We start from the raw sequence: 25571 nt of genomic DNA on the forward strand, positions 1-25571 counted from the left end.
GGGCGCTTATGAAGTTTTTTAAATATCTGTTTTCCTTCGCTGGTACATTATGGGTGAGTGCAGCGCAGGCACAACTCTCGCAAAACCTAACGATTGGTAATCCTAAAGCCATGGCGCTGGGCAATGCGATAACCGCCGATTCCTCAGGTATAGATGCAGTCCACTACAATCCCGCAGCATTGACCAAGTTAAAAGGGCGCCAAGTGGCGATAAAGTTTGTGACAGGCGTACTGGATATTCGCTCAGACTTTAAGGCCCCTGAGAATTACGGCGACAGTTTCTTTGGCCTATCGGATGATCCAGTGGCTAATTCATCCAGCCGTACCACCACGTCGACTATGTATTTTCCTGGGCTGGGGGGGGCAACCGATGTTCCGCTGCTTTTTGCGCCGCTGGCAGGTATTTCAATAACGCCTCCAGGTTCAAAGTTTACATTTGCCAATAATGTGTATGCGCCTCAGGTGCTGGGTTACTCACGCGGTAACAATGACCCTGCACGTTATCAAGGCAAACAAGTTGCTATTCAAAGAATTACTTACCTGTCACCCTCAGTTGCCTACCAAGTAAATGATCAACTTTCGGTGGGCCTTTCTGTTGGTTTTTCACACCAGGCACTGGCACTAAATGAAGACTTTCGTGCGCCCGGCGTATTAACAGGTTTTACGGGGGCGGCTCAAGATGCGCTCTGTACCATTGATGGCAATCCTTTTGAGGTATTGCTGAATATTTGTGGCGGAGATCTAGGTCCGTTCACGGATATCGCAAACATCGATCTCGACTTGCAGCAATCACTTTCACCCACCTGGAACATCGGTTTTCTCTGGGAGCCGGTTGATTGGTTTGCGCTGGGTGCCGTTTACCAAAGCGAAGCGAAGACCAAGCTCAAGGGTGATTACAACATTTCTTACAGTGATGACTGGCAGGGCTTTTGGCAGGGCTTGGACAGCTCGCTGGTGGGTGCAATATTCAGTAGCATCACCCCGGATGGTGTTTTTGATAACGAGCAGGGCAAGGCATCGCTCAAGTTGACCTATCCGGCTCACTTCGCGGCGGGTATCAAGCTCAATCCAACCCCCAAATGGCAAATTAATTTTGATGTGAAGTGGACCGATTATGCCGCCTGGAATGAGTTTGAAATAAAGTTTGATCGCGAGCTGGATATTCTGCGCATAGCCAGTCTGCTGTCGCCTGACAATGCGACCTCAACCAGCCTGATTCTCGATCGCGGGTACAAGTCGGTTTGGAGTTGGGCTTTAGGTCTGCAGTATCACTACAACGACCGCCTGACCTTGCGCGTGGGCTATGAGCCGCGGCCTTCAGCTATCCCGGGGAATAAAGCGGATGTCCTCGCGCCGATCGGTGATGCGACCCTATACGGCCTTGGCGCTGGTTATCAGTGGGATAAAGATACGGTTATTGACCTTGGCTTTAACTACTTGGTCAGCAAGCAAAGTATTCCTGCAGGTTCGAGTTGCAATATTAACTGCTCGAGTATCGATGGCCTTGTCTACAACCCCTATGCAGACCTTGACGTGAAAACGACCGTGAAAGCCTACGTATTTGCCTTAACGTACCGAACCTCATTTTGAGAGGTGTTTGGCTATGCCTATATTTAATGTGCTGCTGACAATTCTTGCTATTTCGTGGGCTGCAGTAGGGTTCGCTGATAGCCGTTACCTGACGTGGATTGATGTACAGGGAAGGTTGCACAATACGCCTTTGCATAACGCATTTGATCAGCAGCAACGGCTGATGCGTGAAAAGGCACGGCCCAGCTCTGTTGAAAGTCTTGGACTGCCTCAAGCGCCCAGTGAAAGTAAACGGCGTTACTTTACCTGGGTCGATGCTAATGGAATCTTGCAAAACAGCTTTTATGCCGACCGCTCGTTGCTGTCCAGCGGCTCAGAGGTTTTATTGTCCACGGGTCAGTTGTCATCAGCCTATATCGATGCAGATGAACTTGAAGGGCGTAAATATCGACGCGAAGGCGATGATGGCCAATATTTCACTTGGGTTGACGAGCAGGGGCGCATGCAAAACTCTCGTCTTAATCCGCGCGTCAGTTCGGGTTCCGGCTCTGAATCAGGTGCAATTGAATTTACTGAAGGCCGGCAGATTAAATTTGCCAAGAAGCCTGTACGGTTACCGCATCTTGACGGTCAACGTACAGCTGCTATGACTGCACTGCTCGCCGGGAGTGGTCAAGCTGAAGGACTTTATGCTGAGTTGGCTGATCGTTGCTGCAGCCAACTACCGGACGCTGATTTTACCGAGCTATTCGCTGAGGAACCACGCTTTGAGGTGCTCAATCGGTTTTCCCCGCGTTTAGATTTTCCTATGGGTCGTAGTTACTACGCTGCGGTAAAGTTACCCAAAACGCGAACTCGTTACGGCTTACGGGTACGCAGCTTCGCTAACAAGCAGGTGGTCTACCCCTCTTTGTTGTTTCTTGATGCGCAGAAACGGCCCACTCGCTTGGTCAGTGACGCGGTCTATCAGCTGCATGCTGAAACCTGGTCTCACTATGCGTTTATCGAGGGGGTGGTACAAATTGCGCCTGCAGCCCGCGAGCGTTATGTATTGGTGCTGACCACTGATGAAGATAGGCGTTTAACCACCTTGGATAACAAGCCTTTTAAGCGACCATTACAAAAGGCTGTTGTTGATGAGGATGGCATGCAGGTTCATGCCCATGCTGAAGTTGGCTCTTTTGAGCTGGCGGTGATTCATTAGTCCGATTAGATAAAGAAAAGGCCGCTAATAGCGGCCTTTTCTGGTCTGACTTGGGTCAGACTTCGCGGACAAACTTATGCGCAAACAAGCTTTGCGCGAAGCGTACCCGTTCTTGCGGCGTTTCCTGGATATCGTCTTTCGCAAGCTCGGCAATGCGCGCTTCAACAGCATGGGCGCGCAGGGTCAGGCCAGTGTCGTTGGCGATTTGAATATTCAGTCCAGGGCGTGCATTGAGCTCGAGAATTAACGGGCCTTTTTCTTGGTCAAGTACCATGTCGACACCAATGTAGCCCAAGCCGCAGAGCTCATAACAATTAGCGGCGAGGGTCATAAAACCGTCCCAGTCCGGTAGTTGAACGCCATCTACTGCGTTTGTTGTGTCGGGGTGCTTGGTGATTTTGTTGTTCAGCCATGTGCCATTCAGGGTGAGGCCCGTTGCAAGGTCTACACCCACACCAATGGCGCCCTGGTGAAGGTTTGCCTTGCCGCCAGACTGGCGGGTTGGCAGGCGTAACATCGCCATCACCGGATAGCCTTTAAGAACGATGATGCGAATATCCGGCACACCCTCGTAACTGATGCTTTTAAAGATTTGATCCGGAATGACCCGGTACTCAATCAGTGCGCGGTCGCGGTGACCGCCAAGGGAGTAGAGGCCTGTGAGAATACTTGAGATCTGAAACTCAATGTCTTCGTGAGTAATGATCTTGCCGGACACCGTGCGGTAGCGATCCTCAAAGCGGTCGGCAACTACCAAAATACCGTCGCCACCAGCACCCTGTGCAGGCTTTACGACGAAGTCGGTGCGGTTGCCGATGATGTCATTGAGGTTGTCAATTTCCTTTTCCGTAGAGATCACGCCATACATCTCAGGCACATTTATGCCCGCAGCGATCGCGCGCTCTTTGGTCAGAATTTTATCGTCCACAAGCGGATACAGGTGCCGTTTGTTGTATTTCAGCACGTAATCCGCATTGCGTCGGTTGATGCCCATGATGCCTTTGGCTTCGAGGGCCTTCCAGGTTTTCCATAGACCTAGCATGGCTTAATCCTTAAGGAAGGCTTTGAAACGGAAAAGCTCAGTCAGGCGATAGCCGCGGTAACGACCCATAGCGAGCATGAAACCTACCAAAATGAGCAGTACGGCCGGGAAGGTAAACATGAAGTAAACCAACTCGGGAACGGACATCAGCAGATATGCCATCGAGGCGGCGAAGAGCGTGCCGACGCCAACTTTAAATGCGTGCGAGGCACCACGTTCTTCCCAGGTAATCGACAGACGCTCAATGGTCATGGTCAAAATTACCATTGGGAACAGGGCAACCGACAAACCGTGCTCAAGACCCAGTTTATGACTGAACAGGCTAATTACTGCAATCAGGATCACGACGAAAGTCAGCACAACCGACAGTCTTGGCAGCATCTGTAGCTTGAGGTGTTCAAGATACGAGCGCAGTGACAGGCCGAGCGTGGTGATCAGGGTGAACAGCACAATACCGAAACCCAGCTGTGTTTCGCGGAAGGCCAAGGCAATCAGCACAGGGGTAAAGGTGCCGAGTGTCTGCAGGCCGCCCAGGTTTCGCAGGATCAGAATCAGCAATACGCCGATAGGGATCATGATCATGATCTGGAAGTTGTTCTGCGTCTGCAACGGCAAACCGTAGAGAGAGTAGGACAGGAAGTCAGCGTCAGTGCTTTCGTCAGTCAGCTTGGCTAGGCGAATTGCATTCATTTCGCTGTTATTCAATGCGAAAGAAACCTGCGCCTGTTTGCCACCATCAAGCTTGATCAGATCATCGTCACCCACCCACCAAACCAGACGGTCTGCAGGCAAGCCTTGCTCGCCGGTTTCGGGGTTGAAGTACAGCCACTTGTCACCGTTGAAGCTGCGCAACCACAGTTCCGGCACCTGCTGAATTTCAGCTGCCAGACGCACTGTGTGAACACGCTCCATTGGCACATGGGCAATCGACAAAAGCAGTTCAACCGCTTTGGCTTTATTGGATGTTGACGCATCGCCACTGAGTAGTAGTTTGGCGTTGTCATCATTGGCGTTGTTCACGCGCTTGATGGTTTCACTGATAAAGGTTTCAACGTCAGCCGAATGCTGACGAATCGGCGCGAGGAGGGCGTCCGCAGCAATTTTTTCCGGGCCTTCGACGGGCAGGCTGTCACGGAAAATAGGGCCTTTAGCTTTGGCTTGCTCACCGCTATAACGCTTAGTCAGTACCAAACGGTAGTAGATGGTTTGCTTGCCGCTGGCACGCCGCGCAGACCAAGTGACCTTGCGGTTACCGTCGGCGCGGTTAACGCTTACGCCGTAGTTATTAGAGATAAAGCTTTCATTGAGACTGACGTAGTCTTGGTTCAATGGCGGAACAAACATTTGCAGTTTGACCGGCTCTTTTGAACTGGCTTGGAATTCAATCTTGGCATCGATGTTCCAGAGGTCATCAGTTTCATCTGATGTCAGTGGGATACCAAGGATAAAAATTTGGTATGCCGTTATCAGAATACCCAAGCTCACCAAAATAGTGATCAGGATTTTCAGATGCAGGGTAAGAGAGCGCATGGACATTACTCGCCAAGGGTTGCGTCAGTGGTACATGCAGGTTTCCCTGATGCGTATTTAAGGCTTGGATCAATCAGTGCATTGAAGCGTTTTATGGCCTCAGATCCAATCAGCAGCGGGTATTGGAAAGCACTTCGGTCGGTCAAGTTCACTTCAATTGTACGTTGGGCCTTGCCCATGCACAGTTTGAGTTCGATTACAGGCCGAGCGGTGTAGGTTTTTTGCTCTTCAGGATCAAAGTCGCCGGAGCGCCTTTTGATCTTGCTGACACGTGCCAAGGGGCGTTCAATTGGGTTGTTATGGGCGTCATCTATCGCCAGATAAAAGCGTACCCATGTCTCACCATCGCGCTTGAAACGCTCAATGTCCCGTGCACTCAGTGATGCTGTTTTTGCACCTGTATCTAGTTTAGCCGCGACTTCAACGTCGATGCCCGCTAGCTTGACGTATTCATTCAAGCCATAAACGGTCTTGTCCGCAGCAACACTTAAGCTGGGAGAGAGAAGCAGGCAAAGAATCAGTGCAGAGGGCTTCAGTCTCATAAGTCCTATTCGGTGGCTCGGGGGTAAAGGCGATAAGGCTTCGTTGTCCTTGCGCCTAGGGTGGAGAGTAGCAGTTAGTGCATTTTAGCGGATCTGCTTGAAAAGTATTCTAACATGCCCGTTTTGTGCAGTAACAGGCTCTAACCGGCTTTCTTCGATACTAACCCAAACCCCAAGGAAAAATATCGCGGCGATGGATTGTCGACAATGCATGCAGATTAATTGACTGAAGCGTTGCTTGGGGGTATTTTTCCAGCAATTATTTCGTCAGGTGTCGACAATATGCTGAATGCCACCGTGAGTACTGTCAGCGCGGAAGATGAAAGCGAAACGCGCTCCGAGCACGTTTTTCGGCGGATTCAAGCGGCTATCGTTAAAGGCGAAATCGCCCCGGGCAGCAAGATCTCCGAGCCGGAGCTCGCACGAACCTATGGCATTAGCCGTGGGCCGCTACGTGAGGCAATCCACAGGTTGGAGGGGCAGCGCTTGCTGGTCCGCATACCTCATGTCGGCGCCCGCGTGGTGTCCCTTAATCACGAAGAATTGATTGAGCTTTACGAAATTCGTGAGTCGCTCGAAGGCATGGCCTGCAAGCTCGCCGCGCAGCGTATGACCCAGCAGGAAATAGACGAACTGCGTCGGGTGCTTGAAACCCATGAACGCGACGAGGCGTTTCAGGCGGGCCGTGGCTATTACCAACAGGAAGGCGACTTTGACTTCCACTACCGGATTATTCAGGGCAGCGGCAATCGCACCCTGAGCCAGCTGCTTTGCGGTGAACTGTATCAACTGGTGCGTATGTATCGGATTCAGTTTTCCTCCACGCCAAACCGGCCGCATCAAGCTTTTGCCGAACACCACCGAATTCTTGATGCTATCTCGGACCGCGATGGTGAGCTCGCTGAGTTGCTCATGCGCCGCCATATTGCCGCTTCGAAACGCAATATTGAGCGCCATTATCTGGGCGAGCAAAAACAGCCCGAACCTACACAGTCATCTACTTCACGAGGTCAGTCATGAGCTTGAAAACTCCTGGTCAGCGGTTCCGCGACGCCGTTGCTGAAGAACATCCGTTGCAAGTTATTGGTGCGATTAACGCCAACCACGCTTTACTCGCTAAGCGTGCAGGTTTCAAAGCCATCTATTTGTCAGGTGGTGGTGTTGCTGCGGGTTCGCTGGGCTTGCCTGACCTGGGTATCACAGGCCTGGACGATGTGTTAACCGATGTTCGACGCATTACCGACGTCTGCGATCTGCCCCTCTTGGTTGACGTTGACACTGGCTTTGGCGCCTCGGCGTTCAATGTCGCCCGTACGGTCAAGTCGATGATCAAATTCGGCGCGGCAGCGATCCATATTGAAGACCAGGTCGGTGCCAAGCGCTGCGGGCATCGCCCCAATAAAGAAATCGTTTCCCAGCAAGAGATGGTCGACCGCATCAAGGCGGCGGTTGATGCGCGTACGGATGACAGTTTTGTGATCATGGCGCGTACTGATGCACTGGCAGTTGAAGGCCTTGAGTCGGCCCTTGATCGCGCCGCCGCTTGTGTCGAGGCAGGTGCCGACATGGTCTTCCCTGAGGCCATCACTGAGCTTGAGATGTACAAGCTATTTGCCGACAAGGTGAAGGCGCCGATTCTGGCCAATATCACCGAGTTTGGCTCGACCCCGCTGTTTACCACCGACGAATTGAAATCTGCGGATGTTTCTCTGGTGCTGTACCCGCTCTCAGCGTTCCGGGCGATGAACAAAGCCGCCGAGAATGTTTACAACGCGGTACGCCGTGATGGCACGCAGAAGAATGTGATCGACACCATGCAAACGCGCATGGAGCTTTACGATCGCATCAATTATCACGCTTTTGAGCAGAGTCTTGATGCCTTGTTTGCGGGCAAGAAAGCCTGAGATTGAGCCGCTCGCGTCCAGCGCATGAGCGATGTTGCAGTATCCATAAAAAATTCAAGAGGAGAGAGCAATGGCTGAAGCTAAAGTATTGAGTGGTGCGGGCCTGCGCGGCCAGGTTGCCGGTCAAACAGCCCTGTCGACAGTTGGCCAAGAAGGTGCAGGCCTGACCTATCGTGGTTATGACGTGCGTGATCTTGCGGCGAATGTAGGCTTTGAAGAAGTTGCCTATTTACTGCTTTACGGCGAACTGCCGAACGCCGCGGAACTGGCTGCTTATAAAACCAAACTCAAAACTCAGCGCGACCTGCCGCAAGCGTTGAAAGAAGTTTTGGAGCGCATTCCGGCCAATACCCATCCGATGGACGTAATGCGTACGGGCGCTTCGGTGCTCGGCACCCTCGAGCAAGAGTTAAGCTTCGATCAGCAGCAGGACAAGGCCGATCGTTTGCTGGCCATTTTTCCGGCCATCATGTGCTACTGGTATCGCTTCAGTCACGACGGTGTGCGTATTGAATGCATGACCGATGAAGACTCACTCGGAGGACACTTCTTGCGTTTGCTGCACGGTAAAAAGCCGAGCGAGCTGCATGTTCAGGTCATGAATGTTTCACTGATTCTGTATGCGGAGCACGAGTTCAATGCCTCTACCTTTACGGCGCGGGTGTGCGCCTCGACCTTGAGTGATTTGTTCTCCTGTGTCACGGCGGCGATTGGCACCTTGCGCGGGCCGTTGCACGGTGGTGCTAACGAAGCGGCGATGGAGATGATTGAAAAATTCTCCTCCGCCGAGGAAGCGGCAGCCGGAACGCTGGCGATGCTTGAGCGTAAAGACAAGATCATGGGCTTCGGTCATGCGATCTACAAAGACTGCGACCCACGCAATGACGTGATCAAAGAATGGTCGAAAAAGCTCGCGGACGAAGTGGGTGACACCGTGCTTTATCCGGTCTCCGAGGCGATAGATAAAACCATGTGGGAGCAAAAGAAGCTGTTTCCCAATGCGGACTTCTATCATGCATCGGCTTATCACTTCATGGGCATCCCAACCAAATTGTTTACGCCCATTTTCGTCTGCTCGCGCCTGACCGGCTGGGCCGCGCATGTGTTCGAACAGCGGGCCAATAACCGGATTATTCGCCCAAGTGCCGAGTACACCGGCGTAGAACAACGCCCAGTACCGCCACTCGACCAGCGCTAATCGCGCGCGAAACGCCTCGCAACCTAGCCGTGCGAGGCGTTCCGATAACAGACCTGATGAGTTCTGACTGATGAATACCGATTATCGCAAACCATTGCCCGGCACTCAGCTGGATTATTTCGATACCCGCGCTGCGGTTGATGAAATTCAGCCCGGCGCTTATGACAAACTGCCATACACCTCGCGGGTTCTGGCAGAGAATCTGGTTCGCCGTTGCGAGCCTTGGATGCTGACTGCAGCGCTGACGCAGATCATTGAGCGTAAGCGCGACTTGGATTTTCCGTGGTTTCCGGCGCGAGTTGTTTGCCATGACATTCTGGGTCAAACCGCCTTGGTAGACCTTGCCGGTTTGCGTGACGCCATCGCCGAGAAGGGCGGTGATCCGTCAAAAGTTAACCCTGTAGTGCCGACACAGTTAATTGTCGATCACTCGTTAGCGGTTGAGCATGGGGGGTTCGAAACGGATGCCTTCGAGAAGAACCGGGCGATTGAAGACCGTCGCAACGAAGACCGTTTTCACTTTATTAACTGGACCAAGAAAGCCTTTAAAAACGTTGATGTGATTCCGCCGGGCAACGGCATCATGCACCAGATCAATCTGGAGCGGATGTCCCCGGTGGTTCACGCCCGTGACGGTGTTGCATTCCCCGATACCTTGGTTGGCACCGACAGCCACACCCCGCACGTTGATGCGCTGGGCGTGATTGCCATTGGTGTCGGCGGTCTTGAGGCTGAAAGCGTAATGCTTGGCCGTGCTTCGTATATGCGTCTCCCAGACATCATCGGGGTTGAGCTGACAGGCAAGCGTCAGCCTGGCATTACGGCTACAGATATCGTGTTGGCGATTACTGAATTCTTACGCAAGGAGAAGGTGGTTTCTTCCTACCTTGAGTTTTACGGTGAGGGAGCCAATGCTCTGACGCTAGGCGACCGTGCAACCATTTCCAATATGACGCCTGAGTTTGGCGCGACAGCGGCGATGTTCTATATCGATGGGCAAACCATCGATTATCTGACCCTGACCGGCCGCGACAGCGAGCAAGTCAAGTTGGTGGAAAATTATGCCAAGACTACAGGTTTGTGGGCTGACACACTGACCAACGCCGAATACGAACGCGTGCTGACATTCGACTTATCAACTGTGGTGCGTAATATCGCAGGTCCGTCCAACCCGCATCGTCGGGTGCCGACTTCAGAGTTGGCGGCGCAAGGCATCAGTGGCGTCGTCGAGAACGAAGAAGGCTTGATGCCAGATGGCGCCGTGATTATCGCGGCGATCACCAGTTGCACCAATACCAGTAACCCACGCAACGTGATTGCCGCCGGCTTGATCGCGCGAAATGCAAACGCGCGCGGCCTGACCCGCAAGCCTTGGGTGAAAACCTCGTTGGCACCCGGCTCGAAAGCCGTTCAGCTGTATCTTGAAGAAGGCAAACTGTTGCCTGAGCTGGAGAAGCTAGGCTTTGGCATTGTTGGTTTTGCCTGTACCACCTGTAATGGTATGAGCGGTGCGCTCGATCCGGCGATTCAAAAAGAAGTGATTGACCGCGACCTCTACGCCACGGCTGTGTTGTCTGGCAACCGTAACTTCGACGGGCGAATTCATCCCTATGCCAAGCAAGCCTTTCTGGCGTCGCCGCCCTTGGTAGTGGCCTACGCGATTGCCGGCACCATTCGTTTTGATATCGAAAAAGATGTGCTTGGTATCGATAATGATGGGCAACCGGTCACCTTGAAAGATATCTGGCCGTCGGATGAAGAGATTGACGCCGTGGTCAAGGCCAGCGTCAAGCCTGAGCAGTTTAATCAGGTTTACATCCCGATGTTTGCGATCGAAGAAGATACCGGACCTAAAGTCAGCCCGCTGTATGACTGGCGTCCGCAGAGCACCTATATTCGTCGTCCGCCTTATTGGGAAGGGGCATTGGCAGGGGAGCGAACGCTGAGCGGAATGCGCCCTTTGGCAGTGCTGCCAGACAACATCACCACCGACCACCTTTCGCCATCCAACGCCATTATGCTCGACAGCGCGGCGGGTGAATATCTGGCAAAAATGGGCTTGCCTGACGAGGATTTCAACTCCTACGCCACGCACCGCGGTGACCACCTGACCGCGCAGCGTGCAACTTTCGCCAATCCCAAACTGATCAATGAAATGGCTATTGAGAATGGCGTGGTCAAGCAGGGCTCACTGGCGCGCATTGAACCAGAAGGCACCGTTACACGGATGTGGGAAGCAATTGAAACCTACATGCAGCGCAAGCAGCCACTGATCATCATCGCCGGCGCCGATTATGGTCAGGGCTCGTCCCGTGACTGGGCTGCCAAAGGCGTGCGTCTGGCCGGTGTTGAGGCCATTGTCGCCGAAGGTTTTGAGCGGATTCACCGCACCAATCTGGTCGGCATGGGTGTATTGCCACTGGAGTTCAAGCCCGGCGTTACCCGCCACACGCTTGGTATAGACGGCACCGAAACCTATGACGTGAGAGGTGAGCGAACGCCACGTGCGACCTTAACCTTGGTGATCAACCGTAAAGATGGCGAGCGCCTTGAAGTGCCAGTGATTTGCCGTCTGGATACCGCTGAAGAAGTTTCGATTTATGAGGCAGGCGGTGTATTGCAGCGTTTTGCTCAAGACTTTCTTGAGTCGAGTGGCGCGCTGTAACATTTAAAATACCTTCGGTTGCACGCCTGAAGGGTTCAGATCGTGCCGCCGAGGTTATTCGGGAATTATGCAAATGGCTCAGGCTCCGCAAGTAAAAATTGCCGCGACCTACTATCGCGGTGGAACCAGCAAAGGCGTGTTCTTTGCTCTCAATGATCTTCCCGTTGAGGCGCAAGCCCCCGGCGCCGTGCGCGATGAGTTATTGCTCAGGGTAATCGGCAGTCCAGATCCCTATGGCAAGCAAATCGACGGCATGGGAGGCGCGACTTCAAGTACCAGCAAGACGGTGATCGTGGCTAAAAGTGAACAGCCTGATCACGATGTCGACTATCTGTTCGGGCAGGTGTCAATCGATAAGCCTTTTGTTGACTGGAGCGGTAACTGCGGCAACTTGTCGGCCGCAGTCGGTCCCTTCGCCATTCGCAGCGGCATGCTTGACCCGCAGCGGGTGCCGCAGAACGGCATCGCCGTGGTGCGAATCTGGCAGGCCAACATAGGTAAAAGCATTATTGCCCATGTTCCGATGACCAATGGCGAAGTTCAGGAAACCGGTAATTTCGAGCTCGACGGTGTGACATTTCCCGCCGCGGAAGTGAAGCTGGAGTTCGTTGACCCGGCGGCGGAGGAAGAGGGCGCGGGCGGTTCGATGTTCCCAACCGGTAATCTGGTTGATGATTTGGAGGTGCCGGGTGTGGGCGTGCTACAGGCGACCATGATCAATGCTGGTATTCCAACAATTTTCATCAATGCGCAGGACATTGGTTTTACCGGCACTGAGTTGCAAGACGCAATCAACAGCGACGGCAAGATATTGGCCATGTTCGAAACCATTCGCGCCCACGGGGCACTGCGCATGGGGCTGATCAAGCACCTTGAAGAAGCTGCAAAACGCCAACATACGCCGAAAGTGGCCATTGTGGCGGCATCGGCTGATTACACCAGTTCGAGCGGTAAAATGGTTGCGGCGGGAGATATCGACTTATTGGTCAGGGCCATGTCCATGGGTAAGTTGCACCACGCCATGATGGGCACGGCTGCAGTCGCCATTGGTACCGCCGCGGCAATCCCCGGCACCTTGGTCAATCTTGCTGCCGGTGGTGGTGAGCGCGTTAGTGTGCGCTTTGGTCATCCATCCGGGACCTTGGCCGTGGGTGCCGAGGCCAGGCAAGTTGATGGCCAGTGGACTGTCGCCAAGGCGATTATGAGCCGCAGTGCACGGGTCTTGATGGAAGGCTGGGTCCGCGTGCCAGGTTAAAGTCTGAGGCCCGCACGAAACAAATGCTCTCAGCGTTGCGAACCGATCACTTCGCAATGCTTAGATTGACGTTTCAGGGGCTTACTTGAGGCGCCGCTCCACGCCTTTTTCAACCAGGATTTTTGCCGAAATCTCTTCAACCGAAAAATGTGTGGAATTGATGTAATTGATGTTGTCACGACGGAACAGGTTCTCGACCTCGCGTACTTCGAATTCACATTGAGCGAAGCTGGCGTACCGGCTATTGGGTTTGCGTTCGTTGCGAATGGCGGTGAGGCGGTCAGGATCAATAGTCAGGCCAAATAACTTGTCTTTGTATTTTTTCAAAGCATTGGGCAGTTGCAGGCTTTCCATGTCGTCTTCAGTCAACGGATAGTTGGCTGCGCGGATGCCATATTGCATGGCCATGTACAGGCAAGTCGGGGTTTTACCGCAGCGTGACACGCCGACCAGAATCAAATCGGCCTTGTCATAATAATGTGTGCGAGCACCGTCATCATTGTCGAGGGCGAAGTTAACCGCCTCAATACGCTCCATATAGTTCGAATTATGGCCAATGGAGTGCGATTTACCGACGGAATAGGACGAGTGTGAGCTCAGTTCCTGCTCCAGTGGCGCCAGGAACGACGAGAAGATGTCGATCATGAAACCTTCAGATTCAGCAAGAATGTCGCGGATATCGCCGTTGACAATGGTGTCGAAGATAATTGGCCGAACACCGTCTTTTTCCGCAGCAAGATTGATTTGTAGTACCATTGCGCGCGCTTTTTCTGCGTTATCAATGTACGGTCGCGTTAGTTTGGTGAAGGTGATAGTTTCAAACTGCGCCAACAAACTTTGACCCAGGGTTTCGGCCGTAATGCCGGTGCCGTCAGAGATAAAAAATGCTGTCCGTTTCATTTGCGCTGGGGGCCTTAAGCTGAGAACATTTTTTGGCTATTATAGGCCCCGAATTGCGGGCCTTCAGTGGTTCGCATTGTTACTTATTTTCCAGGGCCAGGCCACAGTCACGCGGATAACCCCGTGAACTTCCCCAGCCCCTTGAGCTTTTCCAACACCAGAACTGGAGAGATCACCTTGGTAGAGTACGTAGTTTCCCTCGATAAGCTCGGCGTACACGATGTTGAGCACGTAGGGGGCAAGAACGCCTCCCTTGGCGAGATGATCAGCAACCTTGCCGGCGCTGGCGTTTCGGTTCCCGGTGGTTTTGCCACAACCGCCCAAGCCTATCGCGACTTCCTGGAGCTCAGCGGCTTGAATGCGCAGATTCATGAGGCGCTTGACGCCCTTGATGTCGATAATATTGCCGAGCTGACCAAGACCGGTGCGCAAATTCGCCAGTGGATCATGGAAGCTGAGTTCCCAGAGCAACTCAACAGCGAAATTCGCACCGCTTTCACAGCAATGGCCAATGGCAATGACAACATGGCGGTTGCCGTGCGTTCGTCTGCCACCGCCGAAGACCTGCCAGATGCCTCCTTTGCTGGTCAGCAAGAAACCTTCTTGAACATCCGTGGTGTCGAGAACGTGATCCGCGCGGCCAAGGAAGTATTTGCCTCGCTGTTCAACGACCGCGCCATTGCCTACCGTGTGCATCAGGGCTTTGACCACAAGTTGGTCGCCTTGTCTGCCGGTGTGCAGCGTATGGTTCGCTCTGAAACCGGTACTGCCGGTGTTATGTTCACTCTGGATACCGAATCGGGTTTCCGAGACGTTGTATTTATCACCGGCGCTTATGGTCTCGGTGAGACCGTGGTGCAGGGCGCAGTGAACCCGGATGAGTTCTACGTTCACAAGAACACGCTTGATGCAGGCCGTCCGGCAATCCTGCGCCGCAACTTGGGCAGCAAAGCCATAAAAATGATTTATGGCGACGAAGCCAAAGCGGGTAAGTCGGTCAAGGTTGTCGATGTTGATCGCGCAGAGCGTGCACGTTTCTGTCTGACTGACGCCGAAGTGACTGAGTTGGCCAAGCAGGCGATGATCATCGAGAAGCACTACCAGCGTCCGATGGACATTGAGTGGGCTAAAGACGGTGATGATGGCCAGTTGTATATCGTTCAGGCACGTCCAGAGACCGTTAAAAGCCGCTCCAGCGGCAACGTGATGGAGCGTTACTTGCTCAAAGAAACGGGCACAGTATTGGTTGAAGGCCGGGCAATCGGTCAGAAAATCGGTGCCGGGCGAGTTCGTATCATCAAAGACGTCAGTGAAATGGACAAAGTTCAGCCTGGCGACGTGCTGGTATCTGACATGACCGACCCGGATTGGGAGCCGGTCATGAAGCGTGCAAGTGCTATTGTGACCAACCGTGGTGGTCGCACTTGTCACGCCGCGATTATCGCCCGTGAGTTGGGTATTCCAGCGGTTGTGGGTTGTGGCAATGCCACCGAATTGTTGCAAGATGGCCAAGGCGTAACGGTTTCTTGCGCTGAAGGCGATACCGGCTTCATCTTTGAAGGCGAACTGGGCTTCGACGTACGTAAAAACTCGGTCGACGCGATGCCGGATTTGCCGTTCAAAATCATGATGAACGTGGGTAACCCGGACCGTGCATTTGATTTTGCTCAGCTACCTAACGCCGGTATTGGTTTGGCGCGCCTTGAGTTCATCATCAACCGCATGATCGGTGTTCACCCCAAGGCGCTGCTCAACTTCGACGGCCTGCCAGCTGATATCAAAGACAGCGTTGAAAAGCGTATTGCCGGTTACGACGATCCTGTTGGCTTTTATGTCGAGAAACTGGTTGAAGGCATCAGCACCCTGGCGGCGGCTTTCTGGCCTAAGAAAGTCATCGTGCGCTTGTCTGACTTCAAGTCGAACGAATACGCCAACCTGATCGGCGGCAAGCTTTACGAGCCAGAAGAAGAAAACCCAATGCTGGGCTTTCGCGGCGCCTCGCGTTACATCAGCGAAAATTTCCGTGATTGCTTCGAGCTTGAGTGTCGCGCGCTTAAGAAAGTCCGTAATGAGATGGGGCTGACCAACGTCGAAATCATGGTGCCATTCGTGCGCACCTTGGGCGAAGCGAGTCAGGTGGTCGATTTGCTGGCACAGAATGGCCTGAAGCGTGGCGAAGATGGCTTGAAAGTCATTATGATGTGCGAGCTGCCTTCCAACGCGATACTGGCTGAGGAGTTCCTCGAGTTCTTCGATGGTTTCTCAATCGGTTCAAATGACCTGACTCAGCTGACACTGGGCCTTGATCGCGACTCGGGTATCGTCGCCCACCTGTTTGATGAGCGTAACCCCGCGGTTAAAAAGCTGCTGTCGAACGCGATTCAAGCCTGCAACAAGGCTGGCAAGTACATTGGTATCTGTGGCCAGGGGCCGTCGGATCACCCGGACTTGGCACGTTGGTTGATGGAGCAAGGGATTGAAAGTGTTTCATTGAATCCGGATTCGGTGCTTGAGACCTGGTTCTTCCTCGCTGAAGGCCAGCAAGGCTGATTCATCGCTAACCCTTCAAAAATCAGGGTGGGACAAGGTCCCACCCTTTTTTGTGTCAGAGATAAAATGCAAAGCAGCAGCAAGTTATTCCCCGTTGCCTTGATCAGTGCCGAATATCGCGGTGACTTGACTGAGGACCTGTATCGCCTCAAGCCCGGTAACAGCCCCGATTCCAGTGTTGAGTTGGTCGTGACCCGGCTCGGACGAGCAGGCCATGAGGAGCATCGCGGTGAGCCGGTGATTCTGTTGCATGGCAGTTTTTCCAATCGCCGCTTTTGGTATTCGCCCAAGGGCATTGGTCTTGGGCCCTATTTGGCGCGGGCTGGCTTTGATGTGTGGATCGTTGAAATGCGCGGTCATGGGCTTTCACCGCGCAACCAAGGTTATAGGTTAAACCGGGTCAGCGATTACGCGCGCTACGATTTGCCGGCGATTACCCAGTTTGTTTTTGAGCAAAATCCGCAGCCTGTTCACTGGCTGGGACATTCCCTGGGCGGAACGACACTGGCTGCAGCGCTGGGCGGGCATTATCTTGATGAGTCTCTGGTCGCCTCAGTCGCACTGTTTGGCAGTCAGATCAGTCGTAACTACTGGCCCCTGAAGATTCCGCCATTAGTATGGGGGGCAAGGGCGTTGTTAAAACGTTTTAATGTGCTGTCTGGCACACGACTAAAGCGTGGCCCTGAAGATGAACCAATGGGTGTTGTCCTGGAAGCGTTACGCTGGCACGGCTTGTTTGGCCGTTTCGGCGATGGGAAGGACGATTGGTGGGCTGGTTTGGCGCAGGTCAAACTTCCTGTGTTTGCGCTCAGTGCACAAGGTGATGAGCAAGATCCTGCTTGGGCGTGTCAGAAATTGTTTGATCAATTTGGCTCACGCATTAAATCCTTTCTCTGCTTGAGCAAGCAGAAAGGCTTTAGCAGCGATTTTGGCCACGTCGAGATGCTGGTTAGCAAGGCAGCGCAAGTTGAGGTCTGGCCACTGATCGAGCAATGGTTGCACCGTGGGCATAGCACTGTAATTGATTCGGCGTCTGCAACTGAGTGCTACACAGTCCCATCAGTAACCTCTCCCTAGAGGCTCGACTTTTTAAGCTGTAACAAGCGCGCTAGAGGGTTGTTCTTGTGTATGCACGCGCGGCTGACTGCGCTAGGCTGGGCATTGAGTCGTCAATCTGAAACGCGGCTGAATATTGAGTGAATGGCCTGCTGGACGTATTCAGGGGCTGTTTATCACAGTTTTTTGATGGGTAGAGGAGCTTTCTCATGCATTACATCACTCCAGATTTGTGTGACGCATACCCCGAGGTTCAGGTCGTAGAGCCGATGTTCAGTAATTTTGGCGGCCACGATTCCTTTGGCGGTGAGATCGTCACGGTTAAGTGTTTCGAAGATAACTCGGTGGTCAAAGAGCAGGTCGATCTGCCCGGCAAAGGCAAGGTCATGGTTGTTGATGGTGGCGCTTCAATGCGTCGTGCCTTGCTCGGTGACATGCTGGCTGAAAAAGCCGCTAAAAATGGCTGGGAAGGCTTGATCATTTATGGATGCGTGCGCGATGTTGATGTACTGGCGCAAACCGCAGTAGGGGTTCAGGCGCTGGCCAGCCACCCAATGAAGACTGACAAGCGTGGCATCGGCGATCTCAATGTGGCAGTGACTTTTGGCGGAGTGACCTTCCGCCCGGGTGAATTTGTTTATGCCGACAACAACGGAATCATTGTTTCACCCACTGCCCTGAAAATGCCGGAGTAAACTCAGGTGCTAAGCCTGTCGCTGATGGCGACAGGTGATAAATGGATTTTGGTTTTGGAGTTGTGAATGTCTGAGCTAGACAATCAGCAGTGGGGTTTAGTCCATGCCTATGTGCTGGACGGCACCGGCGGTGGACGGCCTATCAGCTACGACCAGTTGGCTGACTTGGTCCTGGCTGAGCATGAAAACCTATGGCTGCACTGGGATCGGACTCATCCTCAGGCGCAGAAATGGTTGCGCAGTGAAAGTGGGCTCAATGACTTTATCTGCGGCTTATTGCTGGAGGAAAACACCCGACCGCGCTTCCTGCAATTACCCGAAAACAAGATCTTGCTGTTCCTGCGTGGGGTTAATCTGAACCCGGGGGCAGAGCCAGAGGACATGGTTTCGCTGCGTATTTATGTTTCGGCCAAGCGTGCTATCAGCTTGCGCATGCGCCACTTGCGTGCCGTTGAGGATTTGCTGGTCGATCTTCGCTCTGGCAAGGGACCTAAAACCTCCTCAGAGCTTGTTCTGGCGCTTGCCGACCATATGACCGACAAGATTGAATCGCTGGTCAGTGACTTTGCCCAAGGCATTGACGATCAGGAAGATCAGATCGACAACGACCCCAACTTTGAGCCGGATCACGACACCTTGCTGCAGATGCGTCGGCGTGCTGCTGGCTTGCGCCGCTTTTTGGCTCCGCAGCGTGAGGTTTATGCACAACTTACACGCAATCAACAGCCTTGGTTTGTGGATGACGATGCTGACTATTGGAACGAGCTCAACAACCGCTTGACCCGCTACATCGAAGAGCTGGACCTGACCCGTGAGCGAATTGGCTTGGTGTTGGAGGCTGAAGATCGCCGGCTCGATGTCAAAATGAACCGCACCATGTACCGTTTCGGCATTATCACTGCGGTGTTTTTGCCGATGAGTTTCCTTACCGGTTTACTGGGGATCAACGTAGGCGGGATGCCTGGCGCTGATGCCCCCTACGGTTTCGCCGTCGCCTGCTCACTAATGGTGGCGCTGGGGGTGTTCCAGTGGTGGGTGTTCCGCCGTTTACGTTGGGTCTGATGTGACTTGCGTATCGCGCTCTGCGTCAAAACCAGCACATCAATAGAGGTGCGTGAATGCACGATCCATTTGAACAATCATTGCGCGATATGCTGAATTCGCAGTCATCACCCGATCACGATGATGACGCGGCGCTGACGCGCGTTTTGAAAACGGCTAATCGGCAAGTGGGCGCGGGGGATATGTTCTCGCTCATGGGGCATTGGGTTGAGGCGTTGATGATTGCCCTGAATAAGGGGTCGGCACACGTATCTCCGGTTTCACGCCGTAAACCAACTGCACGAACTACTCATAAGGCTGACTAAATGGAACTCGATCCCTGGACTCAGAGCCTCGTCGCGGCGATGACCGCGCTGTGGACTAAAGTCGCTGGTTTTATTCCAAACCTGTTTGTCGCACTCATTTTAGTGCTGATTGGCTTTGTATTGGCCAAGTTGCTCGATACCCTGATATCTAAACTGCTCGGTAAAGTCGGCCTGGATCGTTTGATGGCGGGCACTGGCTTGACCAAACTGCTCAGCCGTGCCGGCTTCCAAGTGCCGGTTTCGACGCTGATCGGGCGGATCGTCTACTGGTTTATTTTGCTGATCTTTATGGTCTCAGCGGCCGAGTCCTTGGGTTTGGAGCGGGTATCAGCCACCCTTGATGTGCTGGCCTTGTACCTGCCGAAAGTATTTGGTGCAGCCTTGGTGCTGGTAATTGGCGTACTGCTGGCCCATCTGGTTAGCGGTATTGTGCGCGGTGCGGCAGAGGGTGTGGGCCTTGAATATGCTCATGGCGTTGCGCGTATTGCCCAAGGCCTGGTCATTATCATCAGTATTTCTGTGGCCATAGGTCAGCTTGAGGTGAAAACCGAGCTGCTTAACTACGTCATTGCCATTGTATTGATCACTATCGGTTTGGCTGCGGCGTTAGCGCTGGGATTGGGCAGTCGCGAGATCGCAGGGCAGATCCTCGCTGGAATATATGTGCGTGAGTTGTACCAAGTCGGGCAACAGGTGCAGGTGGGTGATGTAGAAGGGCAGATTGAGGAAATCGGCACGGTGAAAACGATTGTCTTGACTGATGCCGGAGACCTCGTCTCAGTGGCCAATCGTATCTTGCTTGAACAGCGGGTGAGCAGTCGCTAAACCTAAATTCTGCTAATCTATGCCGCCCTCCAATACGCTGTTCGCAGCTGATGGCGGCTCTTGACCTGACTGTCGGCCCGACTCGATTTGAATAAAGCCCAATCGTTGCCTATGCGTTATGACCCCCTCGCACTCTCCGATGAGGAGCTGGTAGTGCGTGCGCATAGTGAGTTGTTCCACATCACGCGCGCTTATGAAGAGCTCATGCGCCGGTATCAGCGCACATTATTTAACGTCTGTGCGCGTTATTTAGGGAACGAACGGGATGCGGATGATGTCTGTCAAGAAGTGATGCTTAAAGTGCTTTACGGTTTAAAGAACTTTGAGGGCAAGTCTAAGTTTAAGACATGGCTCTACAGCATTACTTATAACGAGTGTATTACCCAGTATCGTAAAGAACGACGTAAACGGCGTTTGCTGGACGCGCTAAGTCTTGATCCGCTGGAGGAGGCGTCTGAAGAAAAGACGCCAACAGTAGAAGAGCGCGGTGGATTGGACCGATGGCTGGTACATGCCAATCCGATTGACCGCGAAATTTTAGTGCTACGCTTTGTCGCAGAGCTAGAGTTTCAAGAAATAGCGGATATTATGCATATGGGGCTTAGTGCTACAAAAATGCGTTACAAAAGGGCCCTTGACAAATTGCGTGAGAAATTTGCGGGCGACACCGAAAGTTAGTTCGGATGCAAATATTCTTTGGCATAAAGGCAAGTTCTGATAAACTTGTCAAAGTTCTGCGTGTCTACCTGTGCGTAGTGCAATCAATCACCAAGATGGGGATTTACGGATGAAACTTAAAAACACCTTAGGCGCAGTCATTGGCTCCTTTGTCGCTGCTTCTTCCATGGGCGTGATGGCTCAAGGTCAAGGCGCAGTCGAGGTGGAAGGCTTTGTTAACGAGTACTTCACCGACTCGAGCCGCAACTTTGCTCACGATGAAGGCAGCCAATATGGCGGCTCCATTGGTTACTTCCTGACCAAGGACGTCGAACTGGCTCTGGCTTATGGCGAATACCATAGCCTGAACGGTGACAAAGCGCTGGGTAACAAAGACATTAAGGGCAACATGACTGACCTTAAAGCTTTGTACCACTTTGGTGAGCCAGGCCCAGGTCTGCGCCCATATGTATCTGGTGGCTTCGCTCACCAGAGCATCAGCAACGTAGCCTCTAGCGGCCGCGACCACTCCACCTACGCTACTGCTGGCGCTGGTGCGAAATACTACTTCACCGAGATGCTTTATGCCCGTGCTGGCGTAGACGCTCTGTACAACATCGACCAGGGCGACACTGAGTGGCAGGCTGGTCTGGGTGTTGGTCTGAACTTCGGTGGTTCGAAGCCAGTTGTGGCTGCAGCTGTAGTTGAGCCAGAGCCGGCTCCAGTTGTTGAAGAGCCTGCTGAAATTGTTCGCGTTGAACTGGACGTTAAGTTCGATTTCGACAAGACCAAGGTTAAAGAAGAAAGCTACGGCGATATCAAAAACCTGGCTGACTTCATGAACCAATACCCACAGACCACTACTACTGTAGAAGGTCACACTGACTCCGTTGGTACTGACGCTTACAACCAGACTCTGTCTGAGAAGCGTGCTGACGCAGTTCGTGAAGTACTGGTTAATCAGTACGGTGTTGGCAGCGAGCGTGTAAACGCTGCTGGCTACGGCGAGTCGCAGCCAGTTGCTGATAACGCAACTGCTGAAGGCCGTGCAATCAACCGTCGCGTTGAAGCATCGGTAGAAGCTGAAGCCAAGTAATTGGTGTAAAGCTGAATGAAAAACCCGGCCTCGGCCGGGTTTTTCTTTGCCTGAAATTAGTGGATCATTCAAGCGCTCAATTGCTTGAGCTGCACTGTGCTCTGGCTGACAACTTCGCCAATGACCATTATCGCCGGGCTCTTCAGTCTGAAATCATGAGCATCATCGAGTAGCCGTCTAAGCGTGCTGCGGCATTCACGCTGCTCTGGTAGTGAGGCGTTCTCAATCATTGCAATTGGCATATCTACGCGCATACCTGCATTGAGCAATTGCTGGCGGATATCTGCCAGTTTAGCGACCCCCATATACACCAGCAATGTTGTGCCTGAGTCAGCCAGTGCTTGCCAATTCAAGTCACTGCCATCTTCAGTGTGAGCGGTTATCAGGCTTACTCCACGGGCGATACCGCGCAGGGTCAACGGGATTGCACAGTTGGTCGCTCCGGCCAATCCAGCGGTGATTCCATTGACTATTTCAGCCTCTACGCCATGTGCATTTAACCAGTCATACTCCTCGGTACCACGGCCAAAGATGCAAGGATCTCCACCTTTAAGCCGGACCACACATTTTCCCTGCCGTGCGTAGCGCAGCATCAAACGCTGGATGAAATCTTGCGGCGTTGAGCGACAGCCGCCACGTTTGCCAACCTTAATCACTCGAGCCTGTGGGCAGTGCTTAAGGACTGCCGGGTTAACCAGATCATCAATCATCACCACATCCGCTTCGCTCAGGGCTCGCACCGCTTTAAGTGTCAGAAGCTCTGGGTCACCCGGACCCGCACCGACCAGCCAGACTTTATTGCTCATATGAACCTCGGAGTAGGGTTGATCAGTTAGCTCACGGCCGCAACGGCATGGGCTTGCAGCAAGCGCTTAATTTCCGGAACACAAGAGCCGCAACTGGTGCCGCAGCCTAAGTTTTGCTTGAGCTGGCCCAGCTCCATACCTTGTTTAATCGCGTCACAGATCGCTTGTTGACTGACATTCATGCAGTTACACAGGGTTTTAATGCCTAGGTTATTGCTTGGGCGAGGGGCTGCCGACAGCGGCGCAAGCAACCAGCGACGCAGTAGATCGTCTGTTTTTGCATCGCGCCACAGGCTTTTCAGCCAGTCTTGAGCCGAGGTTTCACCGGCAAGGCGAATCGCAATTATTCGGCCATTATCGAGGCGTACACGCTTGCCAATCGCACGATTCGGGTCGTCGTAGGCCATAACCATTCCCGAGTCGATACTGAGTCGCTTATCGATGCTGCTTAGTATTTCGTTCGTCGGTGCAACGGTATGCGCTGCACGGATTTGCAGGGCAGGGGGCTCGGTTCCGGTGAGGGTCAAGCTGGCGTAGGCAAACGGCTCAAACAGGGGGCGCAGTTGGGTAAAGCGTTGCTGGATGTCGCCTTCAACCAAGGCGAAAAATTTCCAGGGTAAATCGACCTTATCAACAGAGATCGCGGCATGTTTAAGCTCGGGCTGCTTCGACAGCGGGTCGTATTCAGGCTGGGTCAACACGTTGGTGCCCAAGCCTTTAAGGAATCGGTTGCCCCAATGCATCGGCAGATACGCTTGCCCTGGCCGGATGTCATCATCAGTTTGCACTGGAACGATCAATTCACCGCGACGGCTGCTCAGTTTTATTAGCTCACCGTCACTCAGTTGTCTGCGGCGCATCTCGTCTGAGTGAATGCTCAATATGGCTTCTTCTACGTGGCCAAACAGCCGCGCAGCGGTACCGGTGCGGCTCATGCCATGCCAGTGATCACGTAAGCGGCCTGTATTGAGAATCAGTGGATAGTGTGCGTCGGGCTTTTCAACAGGTGCGCAGTAGGCCTCTGCGTGAAACTGTGCCCGACCGTTTGCGGTGGCAAATATGCCATCTTCGTACAAGCGTGCAGTACCCTGCTGCGCTCCGTGGCGGAATGGCCACTGCTGCGGCCCTAACTGGTCGATTAGCGCGTAACTCAGGCCACTGAGGTCAAGATCCCGTCCTGTGGTCAGTGCTTTGTATTCATCGAATAGCTGTTCTGGCTTGTCGAAGTCGAACAAGCTGGGGAGTCCGGGACGGATTCTTGCTTCCAGTTTGCGGGCAAAGTCGCAGGTTATTTGCCAGTCTGCTTTTGCGTCTGCTGGCGGGGCTATTGCACGGCGCACGTGGCTGACTCTGCGTTCTGAATTGGTTACACAGCCCTCTTTCTCGCCCCAGCTGGCTGCCGGTAAAAGCAGGTCGGCATAAGCGCAGGTTTCGGTGGTGAAGAATGCTTCTTGCACCACAACAAAAGGGCAGTTCGCCAACGCTTGATGAATCCGAGTCTGATTGGGTAGCGATTGTGCAGGGTTGGTACAGGCGATCCACAGCGCTTTGATCTGGCCGCTGTGCACCTGGTCGAACAGCTCAACGGCACTAAGTCCAGGCGTTTCGGGCAGTCCATCCACGCCCCAATACTGCGCCACCTGATCGCGATGTTCAGCATTGGCTGTCTCGCGGTGACCGGGCAGTAAGTTGGCCAAACTGCCGGTTTCACGGCCACCCATTGCATTGGGCTGGCCGGTAAGGGAGAAGGGGCCTGCACCTGCTTTGCCGATCTGTCCCGTGGCTAAATGAAGGTTAATCAAGGCGCTGTTTTTTGCAGTCCCAGCGGTCGACTGATTAAGGCCCATGCACCACAGTGAAAGTAAACGTGGCGTTTGGCCGATCCATTTTGCGCACGTGCGCAACTGCTCTTGGGAAATTCCGCAAATGTCCGTCACTGCTGCAGGATTGAAATCGCCTACCCGTTGTCTCAGTGTTTCAAACCCATCCGTGTGCTGGGCAATAAAGGTGTGGTCGATCCAGCCTTCCGCCATCAGGATATGCAAAATACCGTGGAACAACGCGACGTCAGTACCGGGTAAAATGGCTAGATGCAAGTCCGCAACATCACAGGTATCGGTGCGCCGCGGATCAACCACAATGACCTTCATCTCTGGCCGTTTTGCTTTGGCCTCTTCAAGGCGGCGAAACAGCACCGGGTGGGCATAGGCCATGTTGCTGCCGGCAATCAAGATACAGTCGCTCAGTTCTATATCTTCATAGCTGCAAGGTGGGGCGTCAGCGCCAAGGCTGCGCTTGTATCCGACCACAGCCGATGACATGCACAGCCGCGAGTTGCTATCGATATTGTTGGTGCCGACCAAGGCGCGCGCGAGTTTATTGAACGCGTAATAATCTTCAGTAAGCAACTGACCCGAAATATAAAACGCCACGCTTTGCGGACCATGCTCGCGAAGGGTTTGAGCAAATACGTCGGCGGCATGATCGAGCGCGCTGTTCCAATGGGTGCGGCTGCGGGGCTGCGATTTATCAAGGCGTAACTCCGGGTATAAGCCGCGAGCATCCAAATCGCCAGTGAGGTGCAAGGATGCCCCTTTGCTGCACAGTTTGCCGTAGTTTGCCGGGTGGGCAGGATCGCCGGATACCGCAATGATTTGGTCATTGTCGTGTTCGATCAGGACCCCGCAGCCGACTCCGCAATAGCAGCAGGTTGAGGCCGTGATAACTGTTGGTTTTGTGCTATTCATCGC

General features: G+C 53.3%; 21 protein-coding genes. 15 read left to right on the top strand and 6 right to left on the bottom strand.

The features are described 5' to 3' along the window. Window positions 1-8 precede the first annotated feature (8 nt). Window positions 9-1589, top strand: coding sequence for an outer membrane protein transport protein (locus tag AACY09_RS20385; protein ID WP_339490677.1), 1581 nt, complete (start codon window positions 9-11; stop codon window positions 1587-1589). A 13-nt stretch (window positions 1590-1602) separates the two neighbouring features. Then, window positions 1603-2733: a MalM family protein gene (locus AACY09_RS20390; RefSeq protein ID WP_339490678.1), complete on the top strand. Its 1131-nt coding sequence runs from the start codon at window positions 1603-1605 to the stop codon at window positions 2731-2733. A 55-nt stretch (window positions 2734-2788) separates the two neighbouring features. On the opposite strand, the gene AACY09_RS20395 is transcribed toward AACY09_RS20390, so the two are convergent. From AACY09_RS20395 to rloA, 3 genes are read right to left on the bottom strand one after another with little or no spacing between them, the layout of a single operon-like run. After that, window positions 2789-3775, bottom strand: a complete 987-nt coding sequence (locus tag AACY09_RS20395) for an alpha-L-glutamate ligase-like protein (protein WP_339490679.1) — start codon at window positions 3773-3775, stop codon at window positions 2789-2791. 3 nt (window positions 3776-3778) lie between these two features. After that, a complete protein-coding gene (gene rloB, locus AACY09_RS20400; protein ID WP_339490680.1) occupies window positions 3779-5305 on the bottom strand; it encodes an osmotic stress tolerance membrane protein RloB in 1527 nt (508 codons plus the stop codon). Between the two features lie 5 nt (window positions 5306-5310). Further along, window positions 5311-5847, bottom strand: coding sequence for a retropepsin-like aspartic peptidase RloA (rloA, locus tag AACY09_RS20405; RefSeq protein ID WP_339490681.1), 537 nt, complete (start codon window positions 5845-5847; stop codon window positions 5311-5313). Window positions 5848-6129: 282 nt separating this feature from the next. Between rloA and AACY09_RS20410 the strand changes: the two genes are divergently transcribed. From AACY09_RS20410 to prpF, 5 genes are all read left to right on the top strand, one after another. Continuing rightward, window positions 6130-6867 (top strand): GntR family transcriptional regulator, encoded by a 738-nt coding sequence (locus tag AACY09_RS20410; protein ID WP_339490683.1) that lies wholly within the window; start codon window positions 6130-6132, stop codon window positions 6865-6867. Further along, the gene (gene prpB, locus AACY09_RS20415; protein WP_339490685.1) at window positions 6864-7751 is read left to right on the top strand and encodes a methylisocitrate lyase; all 888 of its coding nucleotides are present in this window, start codon (window positions 6864-6866) and stop codon (window positions 7749-7751) included. Before AACY09_RS20410 ends, prpB begins: the two co-directional genes overlap by 4 nt. Before the next feature lie 70 nt (window positions 7752-7821). Continuing rightward, window positions 7822-8949 (top strand): bifunctional 2-methylcitrate synthase/citrate synthase, encoded by a 1128-nt coding sequence (gene prpC / locus AACY09_RS20420; protein ID WP_339490686.1) that lies wholly within the window; start codon window positions 7822-7824, stop codon window positions 8947-8949. 70 nt (window positions 8950-9019) lie between these two features. Next, on the top strand, window positions 9020-11614 hold the full coding sequence (gene acnD, locus AACY09_RS20425) for a Fe/S-dependent 2-methylisocitrate dehydratase AcnD (RefSeq protein ID WP_339490687.1): 2595 nt from the start codon (window positions 9020-9022) through the stop codon (window positions 11612-11614). 73 nt (window positions 11615-11687) lie between these two features. Beyond that, complete coding sequence (prpF, locus tag AACY09_RS20430; protein ID WP_339490688.1) at window positions 11688-12869, top strand: 2-methylaconitate cis-trans isomerase PrpF; 1182 nt, start codon at window positions 11688-11690, stop codon at window positions 12867-12869. A gap of 81 nt (window positions 12870-12950) precedes the next feature. Here the strand turns inward: prpF and ppsR are convergent, their stop codons facing one another. Further along, window positions 12951-13769: a posphoenolpyruvate synthetase regulatory kinase/phosphorylase PpsR gene (gene ppsR, locus AACY09_RS20435; RefSeq protein ID WP_339490689.1), complete on the bottom strand. Its 819-nt coding sequence runs from the start codon at window positions 13767-13769 to the stop codon at window positions 12951-12953. A gap of 177 nt (window positions 13770-13946) precedes the next feature. On the opposite strand from ppsR, the gene ppsA reads away from it, so the two are divergent. From ppsA to AACY09_RS20475, 8 genes are all read left to right on the top strand, one after another. Further along, the gene (ppsA, locus tag AACY09_RS20440) at window positions 13947-16319 is read left to right on the top strand and encodes a phosphoenolpyruvate synthase (RefSeq protein ID WP_339490690.1); all 2373 of its coding nucleotides are present in this window, start codon (window positions 13947-13949) and stop codon (window positions 16317-16319) included. Between the two features lie 66 nt (window positions 16320-16385). Continuing rightward, entirely contained in the window at window positions 16386-17396 is a 1011-nt protein-coding gene (locus tag AACY09_RS20445; protein ID WP_339490691.1) for an alpha/beta fold hydrolase, read from the top strand. A 188-nt stretch (window positions 17397-17584) separates the two neighbouring features. Further along, window positions 17585-18070, top strand: coding sequence for a ribonuclease E activity regulator RraA (gene rraA / locus AACY09_RS20450; RefSeq protein WP_339490692.1), 486 nt, complete (start codon window positions 17585-17587; stop codon window positions 18068-18070). Window positions 18071-18136: 66 nt separating this feature from the next. Beyond that, window positions 18137-19132: a zinc transporter ZntB gene (locus AACY09_RS20455; RefSeq protein ID WP_339490693.1), complete on the top strand. Its 996-nt coding sequence runs from the start codon at window positions 18137-18139 to the stop codon at window positions 19130-19132. A 56-nt stretch (window positions 19133-19188) separates the two neighbouring features. Next, the gene (locus AACY09_RS20460; RefSeq protein WP_339490694.1) at window positions 19189-19437 is read left to right on the top strand and encodes a CrfX protein; all 249 of its coding nucleotides are present in this window, start codon (window positions 19189-19191) and stop codon (window positions 19435-19437) included. Next, window positions 19438-20262 carry a mechanosensitive ion channel family protein gene (locus AACY09_RS20465; RefSeq protein WP_339490695.1) on the top strand — a complete coding sequence of 275 codons (825 nt, stop codon included), beginning with the start codon at window positions 19438-19440 and terminating at the stop codon, window positions 20260-20262. 87 nt (window positions 20263-20349) lie between these two features. Beyond that, window positions 20350-20940 (top strand): RNA polymerase sigma factor SigX, encoded by a 591-nt coding sequence (sigX, locus tag AACY09_RS20470; RefSeq protein ID WP_339490696.1) that lies wholly within the window; start codon window positions 20350-20352, stop codon window positions 20938-20940. 109 nt (window positions 20941-21049) lie between these two features. Continuing rightward, complete coding sequence (locus AACY09_RS20475) at window positions 21050-22015, top strand: OmpA family protein (RefSeq protein WP_339490697.1); 966 nt, start codon at window positions 21050-21052, stop codon at window positions 22013-22015. A 68-nt stretch (window positions 22016-22083) separates the two neighbouring features. Here AACY09_RS20475 and cobA read toward each other — a convergent pair whose 3' ends face one another. Both cobA and AACY09_RS20485 read right to left on the bottom strand, forming a co-directional pair. Beyond that, window positions 22084-22821, bottom strand: coding sequence for a uroporphyrinogen-III C-methyltransferase (cobA, locus tag AACY09_RS20480; protein WP_339490698.1), 738 nt, complete (start codon window positions 22819-22821; stop codon window positions 22084-22086). Between the two features lie 26 nt (window positions 22822-22847). Next, window positions 22848-25568: a nitrate reductase gene (locus tag AACY09_RS20485; RefSeq protein ID WP_339490700.1), complete on the bottom strand. Its 2721-nt coding sequence runs from the start codon at window positions 25566-25568 to the stop codon at window positions 22848-22850. Window positions 25569-25571 lie beyond the last annotated feature (3 nt).

Source organism: Pseudomonas sp. EL_65y_Pfl2_R95 (assembly GCF_963971045.1).
In the GTDB taxonomy this organism is placed as follows: Bacteria; Pseudomonadota; Gammaproteobacteria; order Pseudomonadales; family Pseudomonadaceae; genus Aquipseudomonas.